This window comes from Dyadobacter sp. UC 10 (genome assembly GCF_008369915.1).
Classification (GTDB): domain Bacteria; phylum Bacteroidota; class Bacteroidia; order Cytophagales; family Spirosomataceae; genus Dyadobacter.
On the sequence record NZ_VSRN01000001.1, the window covers coordinates 2,994,465 to 3,015,828 of the forward strand.

Below are 21,364 nucleotides of genomic sequence, written 5' to 3' on the forward strand. Positions count from 1 at the left end.
TAACTTTACCAGACAATAGGTTAGCGGAAAGATATTCAGATCAATACATGAAAAAACCATTTACCCGAAGCGCTTTAATCACATTCCTCGCCACATTTCTCTACGCGGCAACTTCCTTCGGACAGACTAGCATTACAACAGGTGTATTAGACCCAACAACGGTTTGCCAGGGTGGTACAGTCGAAGTTCCATTTACTGCGGCGGGTACAATACCTGCGCTCACGACCTACCAGGCGCAACTATCGGATGCAACTGGGGCATTCGGAGCAGCACCAACTGTAATTGGCTCGTCAGCTACCAGCCCTATCAGCGCTACGATCCCTCCTGCCACAGCTGCGGGGACAGCTTATAAAATCAGGGTGGTTTCGATATTGGCCGCAGTCATAAAATTCGAAGGAACGGAAAGTGCTGCATTGAAGATCAATGCAATACCTGCGGCTCCGACTGTGACTGCTGAAGTAATTGTTCAGCAGGGTGAGGCAGCAACACTTACTGCCACCGGAACGAGTTTGCTATGGTATGATGCCGAAACCGGTGGTAATGCTGGCGCGACAAAGCCGGTCCCAGATACAAGTACTCCTGGCAAAAAAAGCTATTTCGTTTCTCAAACTGTTGGAACCTGCGAAAGCGATCGGGCTGAAATTGTGGTGACTGTTATTGCATGCATGGCGCCAGCCAAACCAACTGTATCAAACAAAACTTACGAAGTAGGAGACAATGCACCCGTGCTGACAGCTGTCGGCACAAATCTTAAATGGTACGAAAATGCGACTGGCGGATCTGCGTTAGCTTCAGCCCCCAAACCGGCGACGACTACTGCCGGGACGACAAAATATTATGTCTCGCAAACAAACGCGAGCGGCTGTGAAAGTGAAAGAGCGGAGATAGTTGTTACCGTGAGTGCTTGTACTCCGCCAGCTAAACCGACGGTGTCCAATAAGACTTACGAAGTAGGAGACAACGCACCCGTTCTCACTGCTGTCGGTACAAATCTTAAATGGTACGAAAATGCGACTGGCGGACCTGCGCTAGCTTCAGCCCCCAAACCGGCGACGACTACTGCCGGGACGACAAAATATTATGTCTCGCAAACAAACGCGAGCGGCTGTGAAAGCGAAAGAGCGGAGATAGTTGTTACTGTGAGTGCATGTACCCCGCCAGCTAAACCGACGGTGTCTAATAAGACTTACGAAGTAGGAGACAATGCACCGGTACTGACCGCCGTTGGAACAAATCTTAAATGGTATGAAAACGCGACCGGTGGGCCTGCATTAGCCTCAGCTCCCAAACCCTCGACGACTACCGCCGGAACGAAGAAATATTACGTTTCACAAACGAATGCAAGCGGCTGCGAAAGTGAAAGAGCGGAGATAACTGTTACTATCACTGACTGTACCCCGCCAGCCAAACCAACGGTATCAAACAAAACTTACGAAGTTGGAGACAATGCATCGGTATTGACCGCCGTTGGAACAAATCTTAAATGGTATGAAAACGCGACCGGTGGGCCTGCATTAGCCTCTGCTCCGAAACCGTCGACGACTACTGTTGGAACGAAGAAATATTATGTTTCACAAACGAATGCGAGCGGTTGCGAAAGTGAAAGAGCGGAGATAACTGTTACTGTCACTGACTGTACCCCGCCTGCCAAGCCAACTGTGTCTAATAAAACTTACGAAGTAGGAGACAATGCACCGGTTTTGACTGCTGTTGGAACAAATCTTAAATGGTATGAAAATGCGACTGGTGGACCTGCATTGGGTGCTGCTCCCAAACCATCGACGACGACTCCCGGAACAACGAAATACTATGTCTCGCAAACAAATGCAACCGGCTGCGAAAGCCCAAGAGCAGAAATTACTGTTACCGTAACTTGCAAGAAGTTTGCAGGGCCAAAAGTTTCATCTCCGCTTTCAATCTGCCAGGCCCCAGCTGACGCAGCTCCGCTAAAAGCGACTCCCCTGGCGAAACATACGTTACTTTGGTATACCTCTGAGACAGGCGGTAAAGGATCACCTACGGCACCGACGCCTCCCAACACAGATGCAAAGTCTTATTCCTACTTTGTTAGCCAACTGAGTGAAACGACAGGATGCGAAAGTGAAAGAGTTGAAATCGTTGTCAATGTAAGAGAGGCGGCCAAGCCTACCGTTACAACTCCGGTAGAGTATTGTATAGGGGAAACCGCTACCGCGCTCACGCCATCCGGCTCCACATTTAAATGGTATTCGTCTCCTACGGATGTGACAGGCACAACTACTGCGCCAAAACCATCTACCACCACAGCGGCTACGACAGCCTATTATGTTACTCAATCTACCACATACGGCTCGTTAGTCTGCGAAAGCTCACGCGTTAAACTTGACGTTGTTGTAAACCCAAGACCGGCTGCATTACCAATCCTGTCAGAAGCTTTCTGTCAGGAACGTGAAGACAAAACATTCACTTTTCCTACAAAAGCTACCGAGGGAAATAAGTTGAAGTGGTACGCAGCGGCCAGTGGCGGAACTGCATTAACGAGTACACCAAGCGTTAACCTTAAAGCATCTGGTGAAACAACCTATTATGTTACCCAATTGAGTGCAAAGGACTGTGAAAGCACCACAAGAGTCGCTCAAAAGGTTCGCGTAAAACCACTTCCGGGCCTGCCTACTATCGAAAAACCATTGATTGAATACTGTCAGTTTGTAAATGCAGATCCTTTGAAGGCTACTCCAATGGCCAAAGCGGCTTTGAATTGGTTTGGAACGAATGCCAGTGGCGGTGCTTCAAGCGATACTCCTCCTACGCCTTCCACTGCCGAAGGTGGCCAGATTTCCTATTACGTCGGACAAACGCTTGACGGCTGCCTGGGCGACCGGGCAAAAATCGATGTAAAGATCAATACCACACCAAAGCCGGCTACCAAAACATATCTGGAATACTGCCAGGGTGAAACCGCGCCGGTCCTTGATGCAACAGGAACGGTTTTGAAATGGTACAGAACCGTAGACGGTGAGTGGCAAGGCGTTCCATTTACGCCATTTACAGACAAAGTCCAGGATTACTCGTTTTATGTGACACAAACCGGACTTGAAAACAAATGCGAGAGTCCGAAAGAAGAAATCAAGATCCACATTAAATCATTGCCTTCTGCTACGATTTCAGGTGGCTCGACGATTGACCTAGGCAGCGAGGCTACACTAAATATTAAATTTACAGGCGATGGCCCATGGACTTATGCATTGTCAAATGGTGAGACTAATACCACCGATCAGGTAAACCATCAGGTCAAAGTAAAACCCAGCACTACGACCAGCTATCTGGTCACTGAGGTTTCCAATGCATGCGGAAAAGGTGTTCCAATTGGAAATGCGATGGTAATCGTAAAAGTACCGACCATCAATTCCGGAAATCCGTCGGTAGCCGAAGCTTGTGCCGGAAAAACCTTCATAGTACCATTCCAGCAATCGGGTGATTTCCCTGCTGAAAACAGTTTTAAACTTCAGATTGCGAGCGAAAATCAGGACAGTAAGTTCTATACAATACCTTCGGTTGCGACGCAGAACTCGGTAACCGCCACATTCCCGGACACGACCAAAGGCGGCAGTTACTACCTGCGCGTCATCAGCTCCGGCGAAAACCCTGATTTCCTGGTAAAAGGCAGCGTAAGCTCGATCACCATTTCTGCAAGTCCGCTGCCAGTGGCGACATTGTCCGGTGCGCAAACCATCCTGGTTGGAGAAAAGGCGACGCTTAAAGTAGAAACAACGGGCAAAGCACCCTGGACTTTCAGGTTGGATAATGGCACAAAAGACACCCTGATCACTGCGGCAGTGAGCCCATACACATTTCAGATTGCACCTCCTGCAACTGTAACCTATACGATCACGGCTGTTACCAATTCGTGTGGAGCGGGTAAAGGCACCGGATCTGCAAGAGTGCAGGTTGACCCCATTTTGGGCGTTGAGCCGCAGCAGCCGGCCGACTGGGTGAAAGTTTATCCTACCCTGGTGCAGTCGGTGTGTACGGTTGAAGTTACAGGTACTATCAAACCAAAGCAAGCCAGTATTGAGGTGATTGACCTGAACGGAAGGTCCAGAGGCGTGAAGTCTATTGAGCAGAAAAATACAGACGTAGATTTCAGTACTTATCCTTCTGGTTTATACCTGTTGCGCATTCAGAATGGAAATCTGAGCACGGTACAGCGTGTGATGAAACCTTAGTTTTTATTTTTATAGATATTAAAAAGGACATTCATTTAAAACATGGATGTCCTTTTTCTTTCATTAACGTTTATACTAAATGGATATTCAGGCCGATATACTTGACAATTATTTCATGGCAGAAGCCCTCAGGCAGGCGCAGCGGGCTTATGATGAAGGCGAAATACCGGTAGGAGCGGTGGTTGTGATCGGAGAGCGGGTGATCGGAAAAGGTTATAATCAGACCGAGCGGCTCAACGATGTAACTGCACACGCCGAAATGATTGCCATCACCGCCGCCGCCGACAACCTCGGTTCAAAATACCTGACCGACTGTACACTATATGTAACCCTCGAACCTTGCGTGATGTGTGCGGGTGCACTGTATTGGACACAAATGAAGCGTGTGGTGATTGGTGCGAGAGACGAAAAACGTGGATTTACAAACCTCGGAAAACCGGTCTTACACCCAAAAACCCAACTTGTGAAAGGAATTCTCGCCGAAGAGTCACAGGAATTGCTGCTCAAATTTTTTAGGCAATTAAGAACATAAAGCATTTTTCTGCTGTTAGCCTTCTAGTCCTACATTAATTAATTAATCATTAAACTACACTAAAAATGGCATTTACACTTGATCCCTTACCTTACGCAAACAATGCATTGGAGCCACATTTCGATGCACTGACAATGGAAATACACCACGACCGTCACCACCAGGCCTACGTTACCAACCTGAATGCAGCAGTAGCAGGCACTGAACTGGAAGGTAAAAGCATAGAAGAAATCATCGCGAACATCAGCAAGGCCCCTGCACCAGTACGCAATAATGGCGGCGGTCACTGGAACCATGCATTTTTCTGGAAATCGCTTTCTGCAAGCGGCGGCGGTGAACCAACCGGTAAATTAGCTGAGGCTATCACTGCTAAATTCGGTTCATTCGCAGCATTCAAAGAAGAATTCAAAAAAGCAGCAACAGGCCGTTTTGGTTCAGGCTGGGCATGGTTGATCAAATCGGGAGACGGCGTTGCGATCACTTCAACTCCCAACCAGGACAACCCTCTAATGGACATTGCAGAAACCAAAGGAACACCGATTATCGGTCTGGACGTTTGGGAGCACGCATACTACCTGAAATACCAAAACAAGCGTCCGGACTACATTGACGCATATTGGAATGTAGTGGACTGGAAAGCAGCTGACGCACTTTACACTTCTGCGAAATAATATTTGAAGAGTCGGCAGAAGGTTTACAGCTGCGAAATTTTTAGCTAAAAACGCTTGCAAGCTGTAAACCTTTTGCTACTTTTGTGTCCTCGAAACGGAGTTTCCCGGTGCGAGCGACTTAAATGGAGGTTGTAGCTCAGTCGGTTAGAGCGCTAGATTGTGGTTCTAGAGGTCGCGGGTTCGAGACCCGTCTCCCTCCCTTGAAATAAGTTCAAAGTCAAACAAAATGCCTGTAAATCAATGATTTGCGGGCATTTTTGTTTTTCAGATTATATCAAAAAATGCAAAAATTCCCATGTTTTCCAGCGTCATTCGTGTAGTTCAACGCTTGACGAAAAAAGACGCTGGAAAATGCTCGTAAGTTTCTGATTAACAACCTGTTTACGCCGTAAACATCTTGTTTGGAAAGGCCGGTAACGCGATATTTAACCACTTAAATGTTAGCGTCATGTTAGAAAAAACTTTCGGCCTGTTCTTCTATTTGAAACACGCCAAGTATCAAAAGGAGGGTTTACGTTATGTTTACCTTAGAATTACGGTGGACGGCAAGTCTGTCGAAATGTCCACAAAACAGCTTTGGAGCCCTATCAGATGGAATGCAGATGCGGGTAGAGCCACCGGCCAAAAAGAAGACACCCGCACGCTCAATGCCTATCTGGACATGCTGAGCTCAAAAGTATTTCAAGCGAAGAAGATTCTGATCGAGGATGACAAGGAATTAACAGCCGAAGCATTGAAGAATGTTCTGCTTGGTAAAAGCAATGAGACTCGCACTATCCTTGAAGTCTTCCAGCGCCATAATGAGCAAATGGAAGCACTGGTCGGCCAAGAGTTCGCTCCGCTCACCTTGAAGCGGTACAAGACCGCCAAGGAGCATACCGCTTCCTTCATCAAGTGGAAGTACAAGAAGGATGATATGGCGATCAGGGATTTGAATTACGAATTTATTACTGAATTCAATTTCTGGCTGCGTAGCGCTCGAGGTTGCAACCATAACTCTGCGATCAAATACATGAGCAATCTGAAAAAGGTTGTGCTGATCTGCGTTAATAATAAGTGGCTGAAAAAGGATCCGTTTCAAGGCTTCAAGCTGACTAAGAAAGAGGTTGTGAAGAATCCGCTGTCCAGGGATGAACTGAAAAGACTTACTGAAAAGGTGTTTGAAGTCGAAAGAATCAGCCAGGTGCGGGATATTTTTCTATTCTGCTGCTACACGGGACTTGCTTATGTGGATGTGAAGCAATTGAAGACGACGGATATTGTTGTCGGCATGGATGGCGAGCCGTGGATCGACACGACCCGCCAGAAAACGGATGCGCCTACACGTATCCCGCTACTAGATACCGCGCTGGAAATAATTGAGAAGTACAAGGATCATCCGCAGTGCTGTGCGGCTGGTGTTGTGCTGCCGGTTCTAAGTAATCAGAAGATGAATGCTTATTTGAAGGAGATTGCTAACCTATGCGGAATTTCAAAGACGCTGACTTTTCATATTGCGCGGCATACGTTCGCTACTACGGTGACGTTGAGTAATAAGGTGCCGATTGAGACGGTTTCCAAAATGCTGGGGCATCGGTCTTTGAAGCAGACTATGATTTATGCGAAGATATTGGATGTGAAGATTAGTGAGGATATGAAGGGGTTGCGGGAGCGGTTGAAGGGGATGTAAACAATGTGTCTTCTAAGCTAAGCGCCGTAGTATGGGGTGCTCGGGTCGCAACTTCGAATCTTGTCATCCCAACATTGATTAACAGGCCTTTAAGTGTAACAACTTGAAAGCCTGTTTTTGTTTAGTCGAACATTAGTCGAATATTTTTGGTCAGGGTGCTTGGGCGACTATTGACAGAATTGGTGGTGATCTATCAAAATTTAGGCAAAAACTGCTGCGTAATTTTCCTTGAAAACTTCTTAGAAGGTAGCAGAACACAGGAAAACCGCTGACGCCAGGGAATGAAACCTTGCTATCGCGTGAACTTGAATTGTTGCTGGATCAGGAGAACATGACCCTAGGAGAACGAAACAAAAACCTAAAAATCAGCTTACTTTTAGACTGATGGGGATTCAAAAATTCGTGGAGATAAACTTTCTTTCCCAAATTTAACCGTCATTGATAAGGTCAAAGCGTTTCCATTTGTAATCTTTTTGCATGGCAACAAGATTCGTTTGTTCTAAGCAAGTACATAATTGTTACCAATTAATGCCGGTTCTCCATGTTATAATTCATTCTGGTCAAAATCAAATTTTAAGGCATCCAATTCCGCGTTTGGATAGAGAGGCGTTCCTGCCCGAGTGGTTCTCCCCGTTTCACTAATTAAATGAAGATTCGTTTTTGCTCGCGAACAAACAACATACAATAATTTCCGTGAAGCATCTTGCGGATCGCCATTAAATATCTCGTTCCAGTGTGGAACATACCCGTTTAAAAGACCATACGCTATGACCGTCTCAAACTCCTCTCCCTTTACCCCTACGCATGTGTTGATCACTACTCCGGTCATTTCTCTATAAAAACTCTTGAATGACTCAACATCGCTTGGTACATTAAATACAGGATCAGTAAGTCGCTTACTCACATTGTCAAAAAATATCGTATAGTTTTCTGATAGGCCTGGAAAGTCAACATAGTCTAGTCCCAGTGTTGCGGTAAATTGCGCAAAGCAATCTTGCAGGTAATCGATACCCTCTGTTTCAGTCGAGGATATTGAATTTATCAATCTGAGCAATTGTCGTGGATTGTCAAAACGTTCATCAAAATGCCCGCCAACCTCGGAGATAAAATCGCTGATTAATTCACTGGCCCAACGATTTCTTGCTGAATAGATCTTCGGACTTGGTGTGGTCAAAAACAGTCTCGAGAGCTTATACCAAATATTGTCTCTGTTCCGAGACATAGGAGACAAACCGGAAGCATCAAAGGCTACGGCTGGCATCTGTGCTCTTAACTGCCTGGTAATTCTTGTTATCAACCACCATTGCGGGACGAGAACACAAATTTCGCTCTCCGGGATTCCGCTATCCAAACTCATATTGATCAATCTGGCGATTTCGGTCACCAAATCCTTCTCATTAATTTGGGAGTCGAAGGTAATCCTTCCCTTATTTGCCGCACTTTGTCCCAGAGCACGGATATCGATAGGTTGTGTCTGAAAGTGCCGGTAGAAATCTATGATTCGCTGACAACTTCTGTAATTACCGGAAAGAGTTAATGGAGTCAAATTCTGACCACCAATCTCTTCTTGAACCTCAGCCAAAGACTTTGCTAGACCTCCTAAAGAAGCATAGATGGCCTGGTCGGTATCACCGACCAAAAATAGGGATGTTTTGCCCTTACCGACCTTTACAATTCTGCATATGATAGCATAAAGCAAATCCTGCGTATCCTGATATTCGTCTACGCATATCAGCGTAAATATGTTCGAAAGGACGGTGCTAATAGTAGGGTGGTCTTCGAGCAGCCGGTAAGCGTAGTAAAGCAGCAAATCAAAATCTATCAGTTTACGTGCGCGAAGCGTATGATGATATTCAGCAAGCACATCGCGATGGGCTGGATATTGCTCAACGAAGCTACCGTCCCTCCTTAGACGGGTGTTGACACTTTCAATCGCGCGTAGTTTGTGCTTGTCCTTTAATTCGTCCAAAAGATCTGAACAAAAGCTTTCATCGGCAATTGAAAAGCCGTCGCGAAGTGCCGGCACATAACACGAGTATGGTCTGATTATCCACTCCAAGCAAAAGGCGTGTAAGGTTCCCGACCATGCCTTCCGATCGTCTATACCCATCGCGCTCAACCTTCGATAAATTTCATCGGATGCCCTGACAGTAAATGTTACCGCCGCAACCCGTTTTCTTGAAAGAGCTTGTATTCGATCTAACTCGAATGCGAGTTTATGAATGAGAACTCGCGTTTTTCCACTGCCTGGGCAGGCGGTTAAAACAACGTGACCGCTTTGAACTACAGCGGCACGCTGCTCGTCACTCAATTTGCCAGTAATCATAAGCACTCCAAAAATTTAGTCAATTGATCATCTTCGAAAGTTGTACGGTAATCTTCAATCAACTCTACGTCGGATTTCCCTTCGACAAGAAAAGTTTTGGCTTGCTCAGTATACTTCATCTTATATTTTTGCATGCATTCCAAACGATATTTGATTGCCTTTACTTTTGAGGCATGATTAATATGGGATGAAGCGAACGCAATAGCTTTTAAGATGTAGTCGGGGAGAAAGGTTCGACAAAAAACCTCCTCCGCAAGTAGTAGTGCAAACCAGCCTTTGCCGACTTTTTCAGCGAGCCGTAGCGCCTCAACCCCGGATACATTAACATTGTCATCTTTCAACTTCTCTTTGGACTTTTCGATATCGGCATTGCGGCTGTATATTTTTTTAAGGCATTTGCCAAATTCGTAGGAGTTGTCAGATAACAGCAGATCAATTTCAAAAGTATAATCCGCGTAATATGCATTTAGGTAGTCACTCTCTTCACAAAACAAATCTAAATCTGCTTGTCTTTTTTGACCACTCGCCTGAGAAGCCCGGCAATGGGCCTGATATTCATCGTCATCTTCGGGATCTTCTGGGAGCTCGACGACGGATTTGTCACCGTCAGTAATAATCGCGCAAAACTTCCCTATACGATCCTGATGAAACAGCGTTGCTATATTTGAAAAGCCCGTACTACCGATGTTAACTAGGCTTACCCCAATCTCATCAAGAGACAAGCCCATTACTTTTTTAAATAGCTCGGGAATAAGTATTTGTTCGGCATCCCCTTCTACCAAAATGACACCCTTGGCAAACAAGAGATTGCTTCGAACTGCATCTAAATACCGTTCAATTCTATTGATGTCATCCGGTACTAAGTTGTTTGCAGGTTGGAAAACATTTGCGTGCTGATTGCCTCTACTCAATATGTTTACCGAACTTATCTTACTGACTGATGAAACGTGCGTGGAATGCGTGCTGATGATGACCTGTGTTTTAGTTTCGCGAAGGTTATCGAAAAGCGTTTTTTGTATGTGCGTGTGAATATGAGCTTCTGGCTCTTCAATCAACAGTAAATTTGCAATTTTATCTGTTTTGACCTTTTCGTATTCAAATAGTTTCAAAGACAGATAGATAAGATTAGCCCCACCCAGACTGAGCTCCCATATTCGGCCCTCGTACCCTGCCTCGTCAGGGTCACCAACCCAGAGTTTAAGTGACTGAAAAAGGCGCTCCATTTCATTGGGAAGCTCCGACTTGATGTTGATGTTGGGCGCGTAGGTTGTCCCTGCTGCCTCTTTTATACTACGGTCTATCCCCTTTTTCACATCTTGCACTTCGTCCAATTCACTTATCTGATTATTAAGATCGTTTATGCTCCCTATTATATCCTGTTGTTTTTTAACCTCGACAGTTTTCTCTCTGCCTCTTAGAAGGTTTACCAATGGATTGTTGTTATAAGATTTCAAATCCGCTTCTACGTCTCTAAGAGCTTTGATAAATGTGCAGGAAACTTCATTGTAAATGCTCAGCTCTTTCGGTATCCAACTCCCGTAGACTAGCTCTTCCTTCATATCAGGATCAGGAAAGGTCATTCTATTAAAGTCCCCGACATATTGCAAGTAGGTCGCCTCATCGCTGAAATCGCCCCCTCCTCGGCACAAAAAAACCGTCTCATAGTCTTTAATAGTTATCTGATCTAGCAACGATTGAAGATCGCCTGCATTTTTGCCAGGAGTTTGAGAGAAATCAAAAAGCTGCTTTCGAACTTGATATTTAGGTCGAAAATATAGTGCGTAGCTTCCCTTTTTTTCGGCGTCGACGCGTCCAGCAATTTGGATTGCCAAGGCCTGCGCTTCATCACTTGGATCGAGATCTTCAAATTCTATCGAAATAACAATCCAATGTCCTTCCCAGCGATTGCGAAGCGACCGGTTAAAATCTCCCTGAGACAACCTTAAATTTCTGGGTAGTGACTCATCTAATAGTAGGCGAATAGCATGGAACAGATTTGATTTGCCAGATCCATTTTCCCCAATTACCGTGTTAATTCCGCTCGTAAACAAAAACCGGGCACTTTTAAAACTTCTAAAATTTCGAATTGATAAAGAGGATATATACATTTTTAAATCAATTAATGAGAATCGCTGTTACAAACGAGTCGGAGAATTTAATGACGATTTCACAACACAAAATAGTGAATATGTGGAAACGCTAATTTTAGGCTAAGTTACTTACATCAACACCTTACATTCACGAGCTGTTGTCTAGCTTCCTACCATGGCGCACTTACAGAATGCCGGATATAGGTCTCATAGTAGTTCGGTTCGCGACCAGGCTCGTTGGGCTTGTATTAGGCTGCATCAGGAAGCTGATCCTTGAGTGGCCCAAAAGACTATAAGTGCTGATTGCGTTTCCAGATATTCTAATTTGCATCATTGAAACGGCAAGATTCGTGAATAGAAAGGGAGGCCCGATGATACTATGACTTTTTAAAAAACATGTATAAGCAATATTTCACCAAGTGTGCTAGGCACTATAAAAAATGGTCTAAGCAACTGAGGTCGCATCTTGAATAAAATGTCCGGAAACTAAATGTCCAAATATTAACGTAATCCGTAACCAAGATGGCTTGACTAATTCATCGAGCCATTCGAGATCCTCATTAGAAAAAGAATTGCCTCTGGTTACTACAACAACATAAGTAGTCAGACCCTTTATTCCAGATGCATAGCCGCAGAATTCGTTCAAAACATAAATTTGATCATTGGTTAGCCTGTGAGTGGTAGTATATATTACTTGTACTGCTGCCTCATTAACACTTGGTGCATCAAACAGAAAAGTTGGAATTCCATGAGATGGAGTTGAGTAATTTATTTCCTCGTGCATGCCCACGAAATAGTCGACAATTGTGCTATAGACTTTGTGAATTGGATCGACACCTTCTAACTTTTCTGGCAATCGCTCTTCCGCCCTTACATTTTCCACGACTTCCTGTCCAACACCAAACAATTCTAGAAGCTCGGAAAGCTTAATCATTTGAAAGCTACCACCATTTGTTATTCTGTGAAATTCATGGGAGAGCTCGAATCGTGAATACAAGGAACTATTCTCACTTTGATAGAACCAGTCATTCTTCGAATCGTTTGAAATAAAAATAACATTTCTACCAGGACTGGCGATTTGTAGAATAGTGAGCCAAATTATAAGATCCCCAACTCCCATATCATCTTTCTTATGATCCTTAAAACCGGGCGGGATGTTATGCCGTAATCTATTTTCAAGATCTTTTTGGATATCCTCTTGCTTCGTATTGAGCTCTATTATCTTGTCGTCTGTAAATATTTCTTTATAGATTACACTTACAGGATCGTTCCATGACCATCCTTTTATGTGTTTAATTAGATCGTTTGAAAGCTTACGGTACTGCTTGAGTTTTGCATTAATCTCTTTTTCAAGTGTTAAGATTTCTTCGTAGATCCCATTTCTTTCAAGAATAGGATACTTTCCAAAGTTCAAAGTTTGCACACTACTCATTTTCTTCGATAGCGCGCTGTGAAGCTCTTTTAATTTGGTAGGTCGGTTGTCCGCAAACTCCCGAACAACTTGTGCTGGAAGAAGTAAACGGTTTTGATCACGCAAGTTCAAATAGACGCTTCTAATTTCTTCTAAGCTTTTAGAATCAATTGTATACGGTATAAGTAAGGCATTGGTGTCGATAACAAAAATGCAGTCTTCTTTAATTTCTTCAATGGACTTTGGAGAGAATCCCAAAATTCCCAATGCAGATGGATATATTTCGCTCTTTATGAATATGTTGTAATTTTTGTCAGCCATAGCGCTAAATCGTAAAATGTCAATATTGGGAGGTTGTGAACTAACTTTATACTATCTAATTTCAACCACATTGGGACCTTGCCGACCATCATGAGTAAATAATTTTAACATTCGCATATAGAGGTTGTCTAGTTTAAGAAAAAGCACTGATTTAAAACTACTAGGTCATTACTACGGATTCTCATGGCAGGACATAACGAGTCACTGCATACTCAGTAGAAATATCGTATTATTCTGATTTTGAAATACCTGGAAAGTTACAATAGCGTACAAACATGTTTATCACCGAATAATCAAAATATTACTATTCGAACAATAAACCTTTACGATTCATACGGTTCGCATAAGCCACAAAACAGTCTTCTGCGATTGGTCAGTTCAAAGGTATCAACCAACTGACGAAATGGATTTTATAATTCAAAAAAGGATACTACGAAATATGATCCATGTCCATGTGGAAGCGGACGGTCAAGGAGAGACTGCATGTCGACACAATTCTAACTCTGATACGATAAGCTGATAATGGTCTAATCAGCCTCTTTCATTCACTTTCAGTGCAATACACCATCTCGACCAAACACGCGGAGTTGTCAAACATTCTCGAACAAACACGAATATTTTCGAGCATTCGCGACTAAACACAACTATTTTCGAACACTATTGTCAGTCTGAAACGCTTCCTGATCCTAAGGCAAATTTACACAGGATAGGTAAATCCCATTTCATTAAACTAGATTCACAAATTGGCTCAGCACAAGGTTTCGAAGACTTTGAAATCCTAATGAGCCGCCTGCTTTGCGCGTCTGGCCAGATGTACGATTGTAATACAATCGCCGGTTGCTGCGCACCCGATCTGGCCTTCCCCTCCAAAGTCGGTCCAGGTTTGTGAAGGAGTTTTTAATGTTTGAAAGTGTAGATAGGATCGTGATGAAAGAAGAAAAATCGAACAAGACAAAGCTTGTAATCTTCCGGTTGACACCCAAAGAATACGCCAATCTGGAAGCCAAACGCAGCCGCACCACATGTCGGAAATTAAGTGAATTCTTACGGCTCTTGATCTTCAACCGACCGGTGACTGTGATCGAAAGGAACGGTTCGCAAGATCAGATGATTGGCGAATTGTCGGAGCTGCGGGAAGAGCTCAACCGGGTTGGCAACAACTTCAATCAGGCGACCAGACGTCTCAATGCAGTCAATCAAATTTCAGAATTTAGAAACTGGATCGCCAGCTACGAAGCTGAAAAGACATTCCTGTTTTCAGTTCTGGATAAGATCAAATCGCAAACCGATAAACTGGCAGATCGATGGTTGCAGTGATCCACACCAGCAGTCGGCTCCGGGCTGTGCTGCAATACAATGAGAACAAACTGGAACAGGGATTCGCGGAATGCATTTCGGCTATCAATTATCCCAAGGATGCAGATGCACTGAGTTTCGATCAAAAGCTGAACCGGATTCAGCGCCAGCTGGCTTTGAACAAAAGGACGAAGGTCAATACGGTTCACGTGTCCCTGAACTTTGATCCGTCGGAAAAGCTAAGCAAAGAACAGCTTGCGGAGATTTCGAAAGCCTATTTAAAAGGTATTGGATTTGAGAAACAACCCGCCCTCGTATACGAGCACCGGGATGCCGGTCACCCCCACGTCCATATCGTGACGACAAACATCAAAGCAGATGGCAGTCGGATCTCACTGCACAACCTGGGCAAAAATCAATCGGAGAAAACCAGGAAAGAGATTGAGATAGATTTTGGATTGGTGAAGGCACAAGATCGAAAAGCGCAGGAATTTAATTTGAAGCCAGTTAGCATCAAAGCGGAGTATGGAAAGTCAGAAACCAAGAAGGCTATCGCCAATGTGCTCGACAAGGTGTTGAACGAATACAAGTTCACTACGATGGGAGAATTGAATGCAGTGCTCAACCAATATAATGTTGCAGCGGACATTGGCTCAGAGGGTTCGAGGATCAGAAAGAACAATGGCATCTTATACCGCGTGCTGGATAAAGATGGTAACCGGATTGGGGTGCCCATCAAAGCAAGCGACTTTCATTTCAAACCGATACATAGAAAACTGAAAGTGCGTTTTCTGTACAACGAGATGAATCCAAACCGTATGAAGGATTCGCTGCGGATTAGGAATAGCATAGATTTTACTTTGTATGGCAAACAAAACGTGTCATTGCCCAGACTTATCAATATTCTTCAAAAAGACGGGATCGATACGGTAATCCGAAAAAATGAAGAAGGCCTACTGTACGGGATCACATATTGCGATCATCGTACGAGATCCGTCTTCAACGGAAGTGCATTGGGTAAGCAATATAGCGCGAAGGGAATTGCCGAGCGATGCATCGAGGATCCTTTTTCTCTTCATCAGCAAAAGTCTCAAAGGATAGGGATGGATTTAGGCCAGGCTGCCAGTGCAGGAAATTTGTACCATGCCGGAAATGGTAGTTCGTTGGAGAATGATAGGTCTCTTGATTCTTTGTTATCTCCCGTTAAAGATGGAGAGTACACGCCGCATCAATTGAAGAAGCCGAAACGGAAGAAGCAGAAAGGGTTTTCAATGGGATTTTGACTATTGAAGAATTGCACTTGAACCACAGCGCAACGAAAGGTACAAAGCAAAAAGTGACGACTGCAAAATCCATGCGGCTATTTACCGCGGCTCTCGCCGCTCCCTAAACCGCCGATGGATTTGCAGCCAAGGGGGTGAACCCCGTCACTTTTTGCTTTGTGTGAGAATAAGCGATTGCATTGAGGTGAAAAAAGTAAGCCGCAGGTAAGCCAGTTGTTTAGTTCGGCAGTAAGTATTGTCCAACGGAGAGACAATTTAAAGATTCATCACTGAACTTACTGTTCAGTGATGAATCTTTTTTTGGAATCATTGCGCTAGGGTGGCAATCACAATTCGGCTGCCAAGTACATAGTACCTCAATGGGCCGAAATACTAATCGTAAATTAAAGTCAAGTTATATGAATACAAAAAATTGTTAAAGTGAAATTGAAATTTATATTTGCAGCAACTCTCCTAAATTCTACTAATGAGCGCATTGTATTTAGAAATCCTCCAATTACGAGATGTTCAAAATGACGTAGAACGGGGGTATAGATTTGAGCAAGCCATTAGAGAAATTCAACCTTGGGATCGAAAGCCACCCGTAACTGCATCACTTGCTTCTGAACAACTGGATGGGATATTTTTATGGAAAGAGCAAGCTTATTTAATAGAATCAAAAGCAAAAAAAGCACCAATAACGCCTGGATCTCATGACTGGGAAGATTTTGAGCTAAAAATTCGTCGAAGAAAGGCGAATGTCGTCGGCTTATTCTGTTCACTATTTCCAGTTAGCAAAAAGGTCTTCATCCAAGCGGAGCAGCTGAACCGCGACGGACATTTTGTAATTATTCTGGCTGGTACATTTTGGGAAGAATTGAATTATTATAAACTTCCAATATATGACATCCTTGATTACATGAATCTCTTTGGGAGAACTAAGTTCCTGACTAGCCCTCCTCCAATCAATGTTGTCGTTGAATGGTTCTATGACAAGGATCGCACTCAGAAAAAACTTTCAGATCTTTGCAAACGAAATTCATCGACTTTCCTCAGAAGATTTAAGGCCTCTTCTCACGAGGCGCTATACCTGCGACGCGAAATAGATGCGAAGATTGAATCTTACGCGCATAATCTAAAGCCACAAGTCATAAAAAAAGCTAGCGATGCTTCCGCGCAAATCTGTTTGGTACGTGACTATTCAGGATCTGGAAAAACGACTCTATCAATCAATGTGTCTGAATCAAAGGAAGGTTTCCTTGGTACCGGGGTCGCAGCAAATGAACAAGATATAGACGAAAAATTCGCCAACTTTTTTCAATCTATGGGCCAGCACTTTGGCCTCTTAGAAATCATTTCTTTAAATAAGCCCGTTGTGTTCGTAGTAGATTCCTTAGACGAGGCTAATCAAGATGTTCCGAGAAAGAGAAGAGAAATCTTGTCGATATTCAAATGTATTGAAGATTTGAATCATTATGCTAGGAGCTTCGATCTGATAATATTTCCTATACTTATTATTTTTACCATTAGAGAGGATTATTGGCGTGACTGGGAGTCCGTATTTGAAGGGCGAAAACGTCATGACATTAATAAAAGGATCTCATCTTTCACAGCTACAGAATCAACTAAAGCGATTGACAGATATGGTCAATGGTTTAATTTCAGAATTACAAATGAGTTAACATCAGAGGCAAAACAACTGTTGTCCACTCCGATTAATCTATTAATTTTCTCTGAAACAAATCACTATCAGGGCGATATTGAGGTATTTGAAATTTGGGAGGGAAAGGTGATCGATCTTTATTTTACCCGGAAGGCGGAGGATATTTATAAACGACACATTCAAGGTCTAACTTCAAATGTTTTTATGAGGTTAATATCACTGTTAGCTTTTCGTGTTGTAGCTGATAAAATAAATCAATTGAATATTGGAAATATAAATTCTATAATTAGCTCAAACTTTCCAATACTCGAACCATATTCTGAGGAAATAATACATTCGGTAGCATCGGAAATGATTTTGATACGCGATCCGGATAAACCGGAAATATTCAGGTTCAGACATTCACGACTAATAGAATTTTTACTGGCTTACTATATTGTTTCAACATTGGATAAAGAAAAAGACCTGTCGAAGTTGGATAATTTTGCCCAGATCTCATTTGATTCGGGAATAGTTATTATGTTCAGGATTCATGATGACATCAGGTATATCTGTGAAAAAAAATTTCCCATATTATTGAAGCAGATAGATGACTATTATTCCAAATCCAATATTTTCATGTCTAGAAAAATTTTGCGACTTCGATCTGACCTGGCCACAAATAGGCCAACTGAACGATCTGATATCTACTTGATACTTAAGAATATTAATAGTAATGATCCGGAGGTGGTGGAAGATGCTTTTTTTATTATTGCTGCTCGATCAAATAATCAAACGAAAGCAACAATATTGAATTTGTTTGTTTCCGCATTCAATAAAAGCAATAACTTTCATACACGCTATAAGCTGATAGCCAAGCTTGAATATCATGAGCTCCTTTTAAATGAGCTAGTTTTTAGCACAATTACAATATCTTCTTTAGCGAAGGATTGGGAGGTGTACTTAGGATTAATTTACTCAAACAACTTGAAAAGTCACTTTTCTGATATGTGGATGCAATCGGATACAAAAAAAAGTTTTGAATTAATAATTGCAAAATCGCCGGGAGATGACTGGAATCAAGTTAACAAATTGCTCAATGCGATACTAACAGATTCAAATTTTATCTTGGGAGATGCTTGATGACTTTGAAAGGAATACATCTTTATGTATATCTTATTTGACGAAAAGCCAAACTATATTAGGAATATTAGAAAACGTACCTTCAGGTAAACCTCTATACAGATGAATATTACTTATACGTCACTTCACCATGTTGATCATGTTTCAGGTGCGAAAAAAATTGAAATTGGAAATCAAAGTAGTGATCTCCCGATTTATGTTGACCGATTGATCTCAGAAATAACGGGAAGCAACAATAGTCGTCAGTTTAATTTCAGAAGCGACACAACAGAAATAAGGACCGCATTGGCCCATTTGCTTTCTGGAAAGTATGATGAAGGTGCAGATATTGTAGCTAAACGTCTAGTGAAAGAAGAAATTGAAGCCCAAAAGGCAATTAGTCATCTCGATGTCGAAATTCAAAAAGGTAGCCTATTCCAAGCGGTTTTAGGTTGTGAAGGCAAAACAGTAGTTATCAGTAAAGCTGACCACAACGAATTTCTAGATGCCTTGGATTTTAAAATACACATGGGACTTCCTTGGAAAAAAAGAATTTTCAAAGCATTTCTTGTCCATTTTGATGCAAAAGGAGAACCAATAGATTTATACGTTTACGATACAAACGCAAAAATGTCTAGATATTGGTGGGACAAATTTCTAGAACTTGAAGAAAAATATACTGACGCCTCTAATACCAAGACGAGTATGGATATGTTGGATAAAAAGGTTTTTGCAAAGATAAAAACAGAATTTCCAGCAGATCATACAGTCATTAGAAATAGTGCAATACGGTATTTCCGTTCCAAACCGGAATTTGAAATTGATGATTTCCTGGAAAATACTCTAAATAACTATACACCCATTGACGAAACTTTTCTCGAGCAAAGGCTGACTCGGTACAAACAAGAAATACGGGAACTACCAAGCAAATGGAAATTCGACCCTAGATTTAGTATTGAAAAAAGTGAAGTAAAAAAACGCGCCGTTCATAAGATACAGCTTAACACGAATATCGAACTTGTTCTTCAAGACTTTGTTTCCAATCTCGGTGACTCGATTAGAGCCGAAACTGATTCTGAGGGCACTAAGTGGGTCAAAATCAAAGCCACTGATGAGGCATTCGCCAAATTTGTACCACAGAAATCATGATGACCCTGTTTGAGCACATCACCCAAGTTTTTCCACCGCTTAATACACCACAGCGGGTCGAGAAGTATTCAAACTTACTGTATTCGTACCAAACTTCTCTTGATACAATTACACTAAATAATCTCAACGCCTTAACTGCGGTGATTAAGGATCCCTTTCGACTAACTATTAAAGTTTTTGAGGAAACAATCTCAATAGTATCTCAGCAATTAAATTTGGACGAGTTCATTGAAAAGATTGTGCAAGAGAAAAATGTTTTAGAGGATGAAAAAGTCTTACTTGAACTAGCTATCAATAAAGATACATCTCTGGGTGTTGTACGGGTCTATGACCTCATTAGCTTTGACCATTTTTGGTCTTCGACACCATTTATCAAATTACTCGATTTGCTTGCACAGCCTTTAAGAGAAAAGCAACAACTTCGCTTTCATATAATGGACAAGGGGCTTGAAGCTATGTATGCTGAAAATATTTGTTTCACACCTCATGAAGATATCAGTCTACCGCAAAATTCCAATATTGACTTAAATAAGATTCGATCTAATTGCCATTTCGAAAATTTTGAAAGTTATCCATTTACGGCAAATTACTTCGCGCTAATAAGCCCACCTGCACAGCCAAATTCATTTTCAGAGACGATGGATAAGTTGTGCCTATTATTCTGTCTAACTGGAATTTTCGATATAGCTTCATTGAAGGAAAATTCACTTTATTTGAAGCTAACTGGCTATAAAACTCATGAATACCAGATAGATCTTGATAAACTTACCACCACCTCACTGAAAGTTTACCAGGATGTATATAAATGGATATATGCTGAAAAAAGTCAAGTAACGGACAAGCTTGGCTTGGCACGTAATGTACTTTCACTTTACATCGGCAAGGAAGATGTCGCAGTTAATGAGTCGGTATATCTCTCGATGACATCAGGCTTTAAGATTTATTTACAGCAAAACATCTCGAAATACGTAGATGCTCGAAATAAAATCTTCGATCAACTTAACGCAATTTCTCAGAAAACCAGTGAGCTTGCAGAGAAATACCTTAATAACTATTATAAAAGTAACCTAACTTTCTTCTCTTTCTTTGTATCGGTATTTATTCTGAAAGTGGTTGGGTCAGCTAAATATGATAAGGTATTTAATAAAGATGCAACAATTATTTTCTTTTGTTTCATCGCGTTGTCTGTGACCTACTTTGGATTTTCCCTTTATATATTTTTTCAAGAAGGTGGCAGACTTCGTGAGAAGTATCAACAAATGAAACTTCGTCATGAAGATCTTTTAGATCCTGCCGACATCAAAAATATTCTAAGAGACGATAGCGAATTCAACGATGACATGAAATTTCTGGATAAGCGGGTCATTCATTATTCCGTTTTATGGATTATAACGATATTGATTTTTATTGCAGGTGTGCTAAGCTTATCTACTTATATCACATGGCAAAAGCTTTTCTGCTTGTTTCAGCCATAAAGGCTTCTGCGACCAAGCGGAGTATTGGCAATAAACATTTTTTTATTCACCCAGAGGTGACGCCAGCGTTGGTTGCATTTTTTGTTTCCGTAGCGCTGAGCAAAATAGGATTAGCAAATGTTTTTTGCACCTAAACTGATGTGGTGATATTGCGCACTTATTGGCAAACAGTTTTAAAGCTGCCTGGATGGTA

General features: G+C 42.3%; 12 protein-coding genes and 1 tRNA gene. 10 read left to right on the forward strand and 3 right to left on the reverse strand.

Annotation, left to right across the window (positions count from 1 at the left end; all coding sequences use genetic code 11):
* The first annotated feature begins 47 nt into the window (after positions 1-47).
* From FXO21_RS12400 to FXO21_RS12420, 5 genes are all read left to right on the forward strand, one after another.
* Entirely contained in the window at positions 48-4,205 is a 4,158-nt protein-coding gene (locus FXO21_RS12400; RefSeq protein ID WP_149640366.1) for an Ig-like domain-containing protein, read from the forward strand.
* A gap of 79 nt (positions 4,206-4,284) precedes the next feature.
* On the forward strand, positions 4,285-4,737 hold the full coding sequence (locus FXO21_RS12405) for a nucleoside deaminase (RefSeq protein WP_192579210.1): 453 nt from the start codon (positions 4,285-4,287) through the stop codon (positions 4,735-4,737).
* A 65-nt stretch (positions 4,738-4,802) separates the two neighbouring features.
* Entirely contained in the window at positions 4,803-5,408 is a 606-nt protein-coding gene (locus tag FXO21_RS12410; RefSeq protein WP_149640367.1) for a superoxide dismutase, read from the forward strand.
* Between the two features lie 124 nt (positions 5,409-5,532).
* Positions 5,533-5,608, forward strand: a tRNA-His gene (locus FXO21_RS12415).
* A 248-nt stretch (positions 5,609-5,856) separates the two neighbouring features.
* On the forward strand, positions 5,857-7,077 hold the full coding sequence (locus FXO21_RS12420) for a site-specific integrase (protein WP_149640368.1): 1,221 nt from the start codon (positions 5,857-5,859) through the stop codon (positions 7,075-7,077).
* A gap of 544 nt (positions 7,078-7,621) precedes the next feature.
* Here FXO21_RS12420 and FXO21_RS12425 read toward each other — a convergent pair.
* From FXO21_RS12425 to FXO21_RS12435, 3 genes are all read right to left on the reverse strand, one after another.
* Positions 7,622-9,403 carry a UvrD-helicase domain-containing protein gene (locus tag FXO21_RS12425; RefSeq protein ID WP_149640369.1) on the reverse strand — a complete coding sequence of 594 codons (1,782 nt, stop codon included), beginning with the start codon at positions 9,401-9,403 and terminating at the stop codon, positions 7,622-7,624.
* Positions 9,400-11,511 (reverse strand): ATP-dependent nuclease, encoded by a 2,112-nt coding sequence (locus FXO21_RS12430; protein ID WP_149640370.1) that lies wholly within the window; start codon positions 11,509-11,511, stop codon positions 9,400-9,402. The genes FXO21_RS12425 and FXO21_RS12430 overlap by 4 nt, the downstream gene beginning before the upstream one ends.
* 427 nt (positions 11,512-11,938) lie before the next feature.
* The gene (locus tag FXO21_RS12435; RefSeq protein ID WP_149640371.1) at positions 11,939-13,225 is read right to left on the reverse strand and encodes a PIN domain-containing protein; all 1,287 of its coding nucleotides are present in this window, start codon (positions 13,223-13,225) and stop codon (positions 11,939-11,941) included.
* 885 nt (positions 13,226-14,110) lie between these two features.
* On the opposite strand from FXO21_RS12435, the gene FXO21_RS12440 reads away from it, so the two are divergent.
* The 5 genes from FXO21_RS12440 (at position 14,111) to FXO21_RS12460 (ending at position 21,171) form a co-directional block, all read left to right on the forward strand.
* Positions 14,111-14,542 (forward strand): plasmid mobilization protein, encoded by a 432-nt coding sequence (locus tag FXO21_RS12440; protein ID WP_225865667.1) that lies wholly within the window; start codon positions 14,111-14,113, stop codon positions 14,540-14,542.
* Positions 14,530-15,804 carry a relaxase/mobilization nuclease domain-containing protein gene (locus FXO21_RS12445; protein WP_149640372.1) on the forward strand — a complete coding sequence of 425 codons (1,275 nt, stop codon included), beginning with the start codon at positions 14,530-14,532 and terminating at the stop codon, positions 15,802-15,804. The genes FXO21_RS12440 and FXO21_RS12445 overlap by 13 nt, the downstream gene beginning before the upstream one ends.
* 466 nt (positions 15,805-16,270) lie before the next feature.
* Positions 16,271-18,568, forward strand: coding sequence for an NACHT domain-containing protein (locus FXO21_RS12450; RefSeq protein WP_149640373.1), 2,298 nt, complete (start codon positions 16,271-16,273; stop codon positions 18,566-18,568).
* Positions 18,569-18,670: 102 nt separating this feature from the next.
* Entirely contained in the window at positions 18,671-19,696 is a 1,026-nt protein-coding gene (locus FXO21_RS12455) for a nucleoid-associated protein (RefSeq protein ID WP_149640374.1), read from the forward strand.
* Positions 19,693-21,171, forward strand: coding sequence for a hypothetical protein (locus FXO21_RS12460; RefSeq protein ID WP_149640375.1), 1,479 nt, complete (start codon positions 19,693-19,695; stop codon positions 21,169-21,171). The genes FXO21_RS12455 and FXO21_RS12460 overlap by 4 nt, the downstream gene beginning before the upstream one ends.
* Positions 21,172-21,364 lie beyond the last annotated feature (193 nt).

Bases quoted from the DNA above. Each gene is read 5' to 3' on its own strand.
- FXO21_RS12400 (WP_149640366.1), top strand. From the start codon at position 48: ATGAAAAAACCATTTACCCGAAGCGCTTTAATCACATTCCTCGCCACA.
- FXO21_RS12405 (WP_192579210.1), top strand. From the start codon at position 4,285: ATGGATATTCAGGCCGATATACTTGACAATTATTTCATGGCAGAAGCC.
- FXO21_RS12410 (WP_149640367.1), top strand. From the start codon at position 4,803: ATGGCATTTACACTTGATCCCTTACCTTACGCAAACAATGCATTGGAG.
- FXO21_RS12420 (WP_149640368.1), top strand. From the start codon at position 5,857: ATGTTAGAAAAAACTTTCGGCCTGTTCTTCTATTTGAAACACGCCAAG.
- FXO21_RS12425 (WP_149640369.1), bottom strand. From the start codon at position 9,403: ATGATTACTGGCAAATTGAGTGACGAGCAGCGTGCCGCTGTAGTTCAA.
- FXO21_RS12430 (WP_149640370.1), bottom strand. From the start codon at position 11,511: ATGTATATATCCTCTTTATCAATTCGAAATTTTAGAAGTTTTAAAAGT.
- FXO21_RS12435 (WP_149640371.1), bottom strand. From the start codon at position 13,225: ATGGCTGACAAAAATTACAACATATTCATAAAGAGCGAAATATATCCA.
- FXO21_RS12445 (WP_149640372.1), top strand. From the start codon at position 14,530: ATGGTTGCAGTGATCCACACCAGCAGTCGGCTCCGGGCTGTGCTGCAA.
- FXO21_RS12450 (WP_149640373.1), top strand. From the start codon at position 16,271: ATGAGCGCATTGTATTTAGAAATCCTCCAATTACGAGATGTTCAAAAT.
- FXO21_RS12455 (WP_149640374.1), top strand. From the start codon at position 18,671: ATGAATATTACTTATACGTCACTTCACCATGTTGATCATGTTTCAGGT.
- FXO21_RS12460 (WP_149640375.1), top strand. From the start codon at position 19,693: ATGATGACCCTGTTTGAGCACATCACCCAAGTTTTTCCACCGCTTAAT.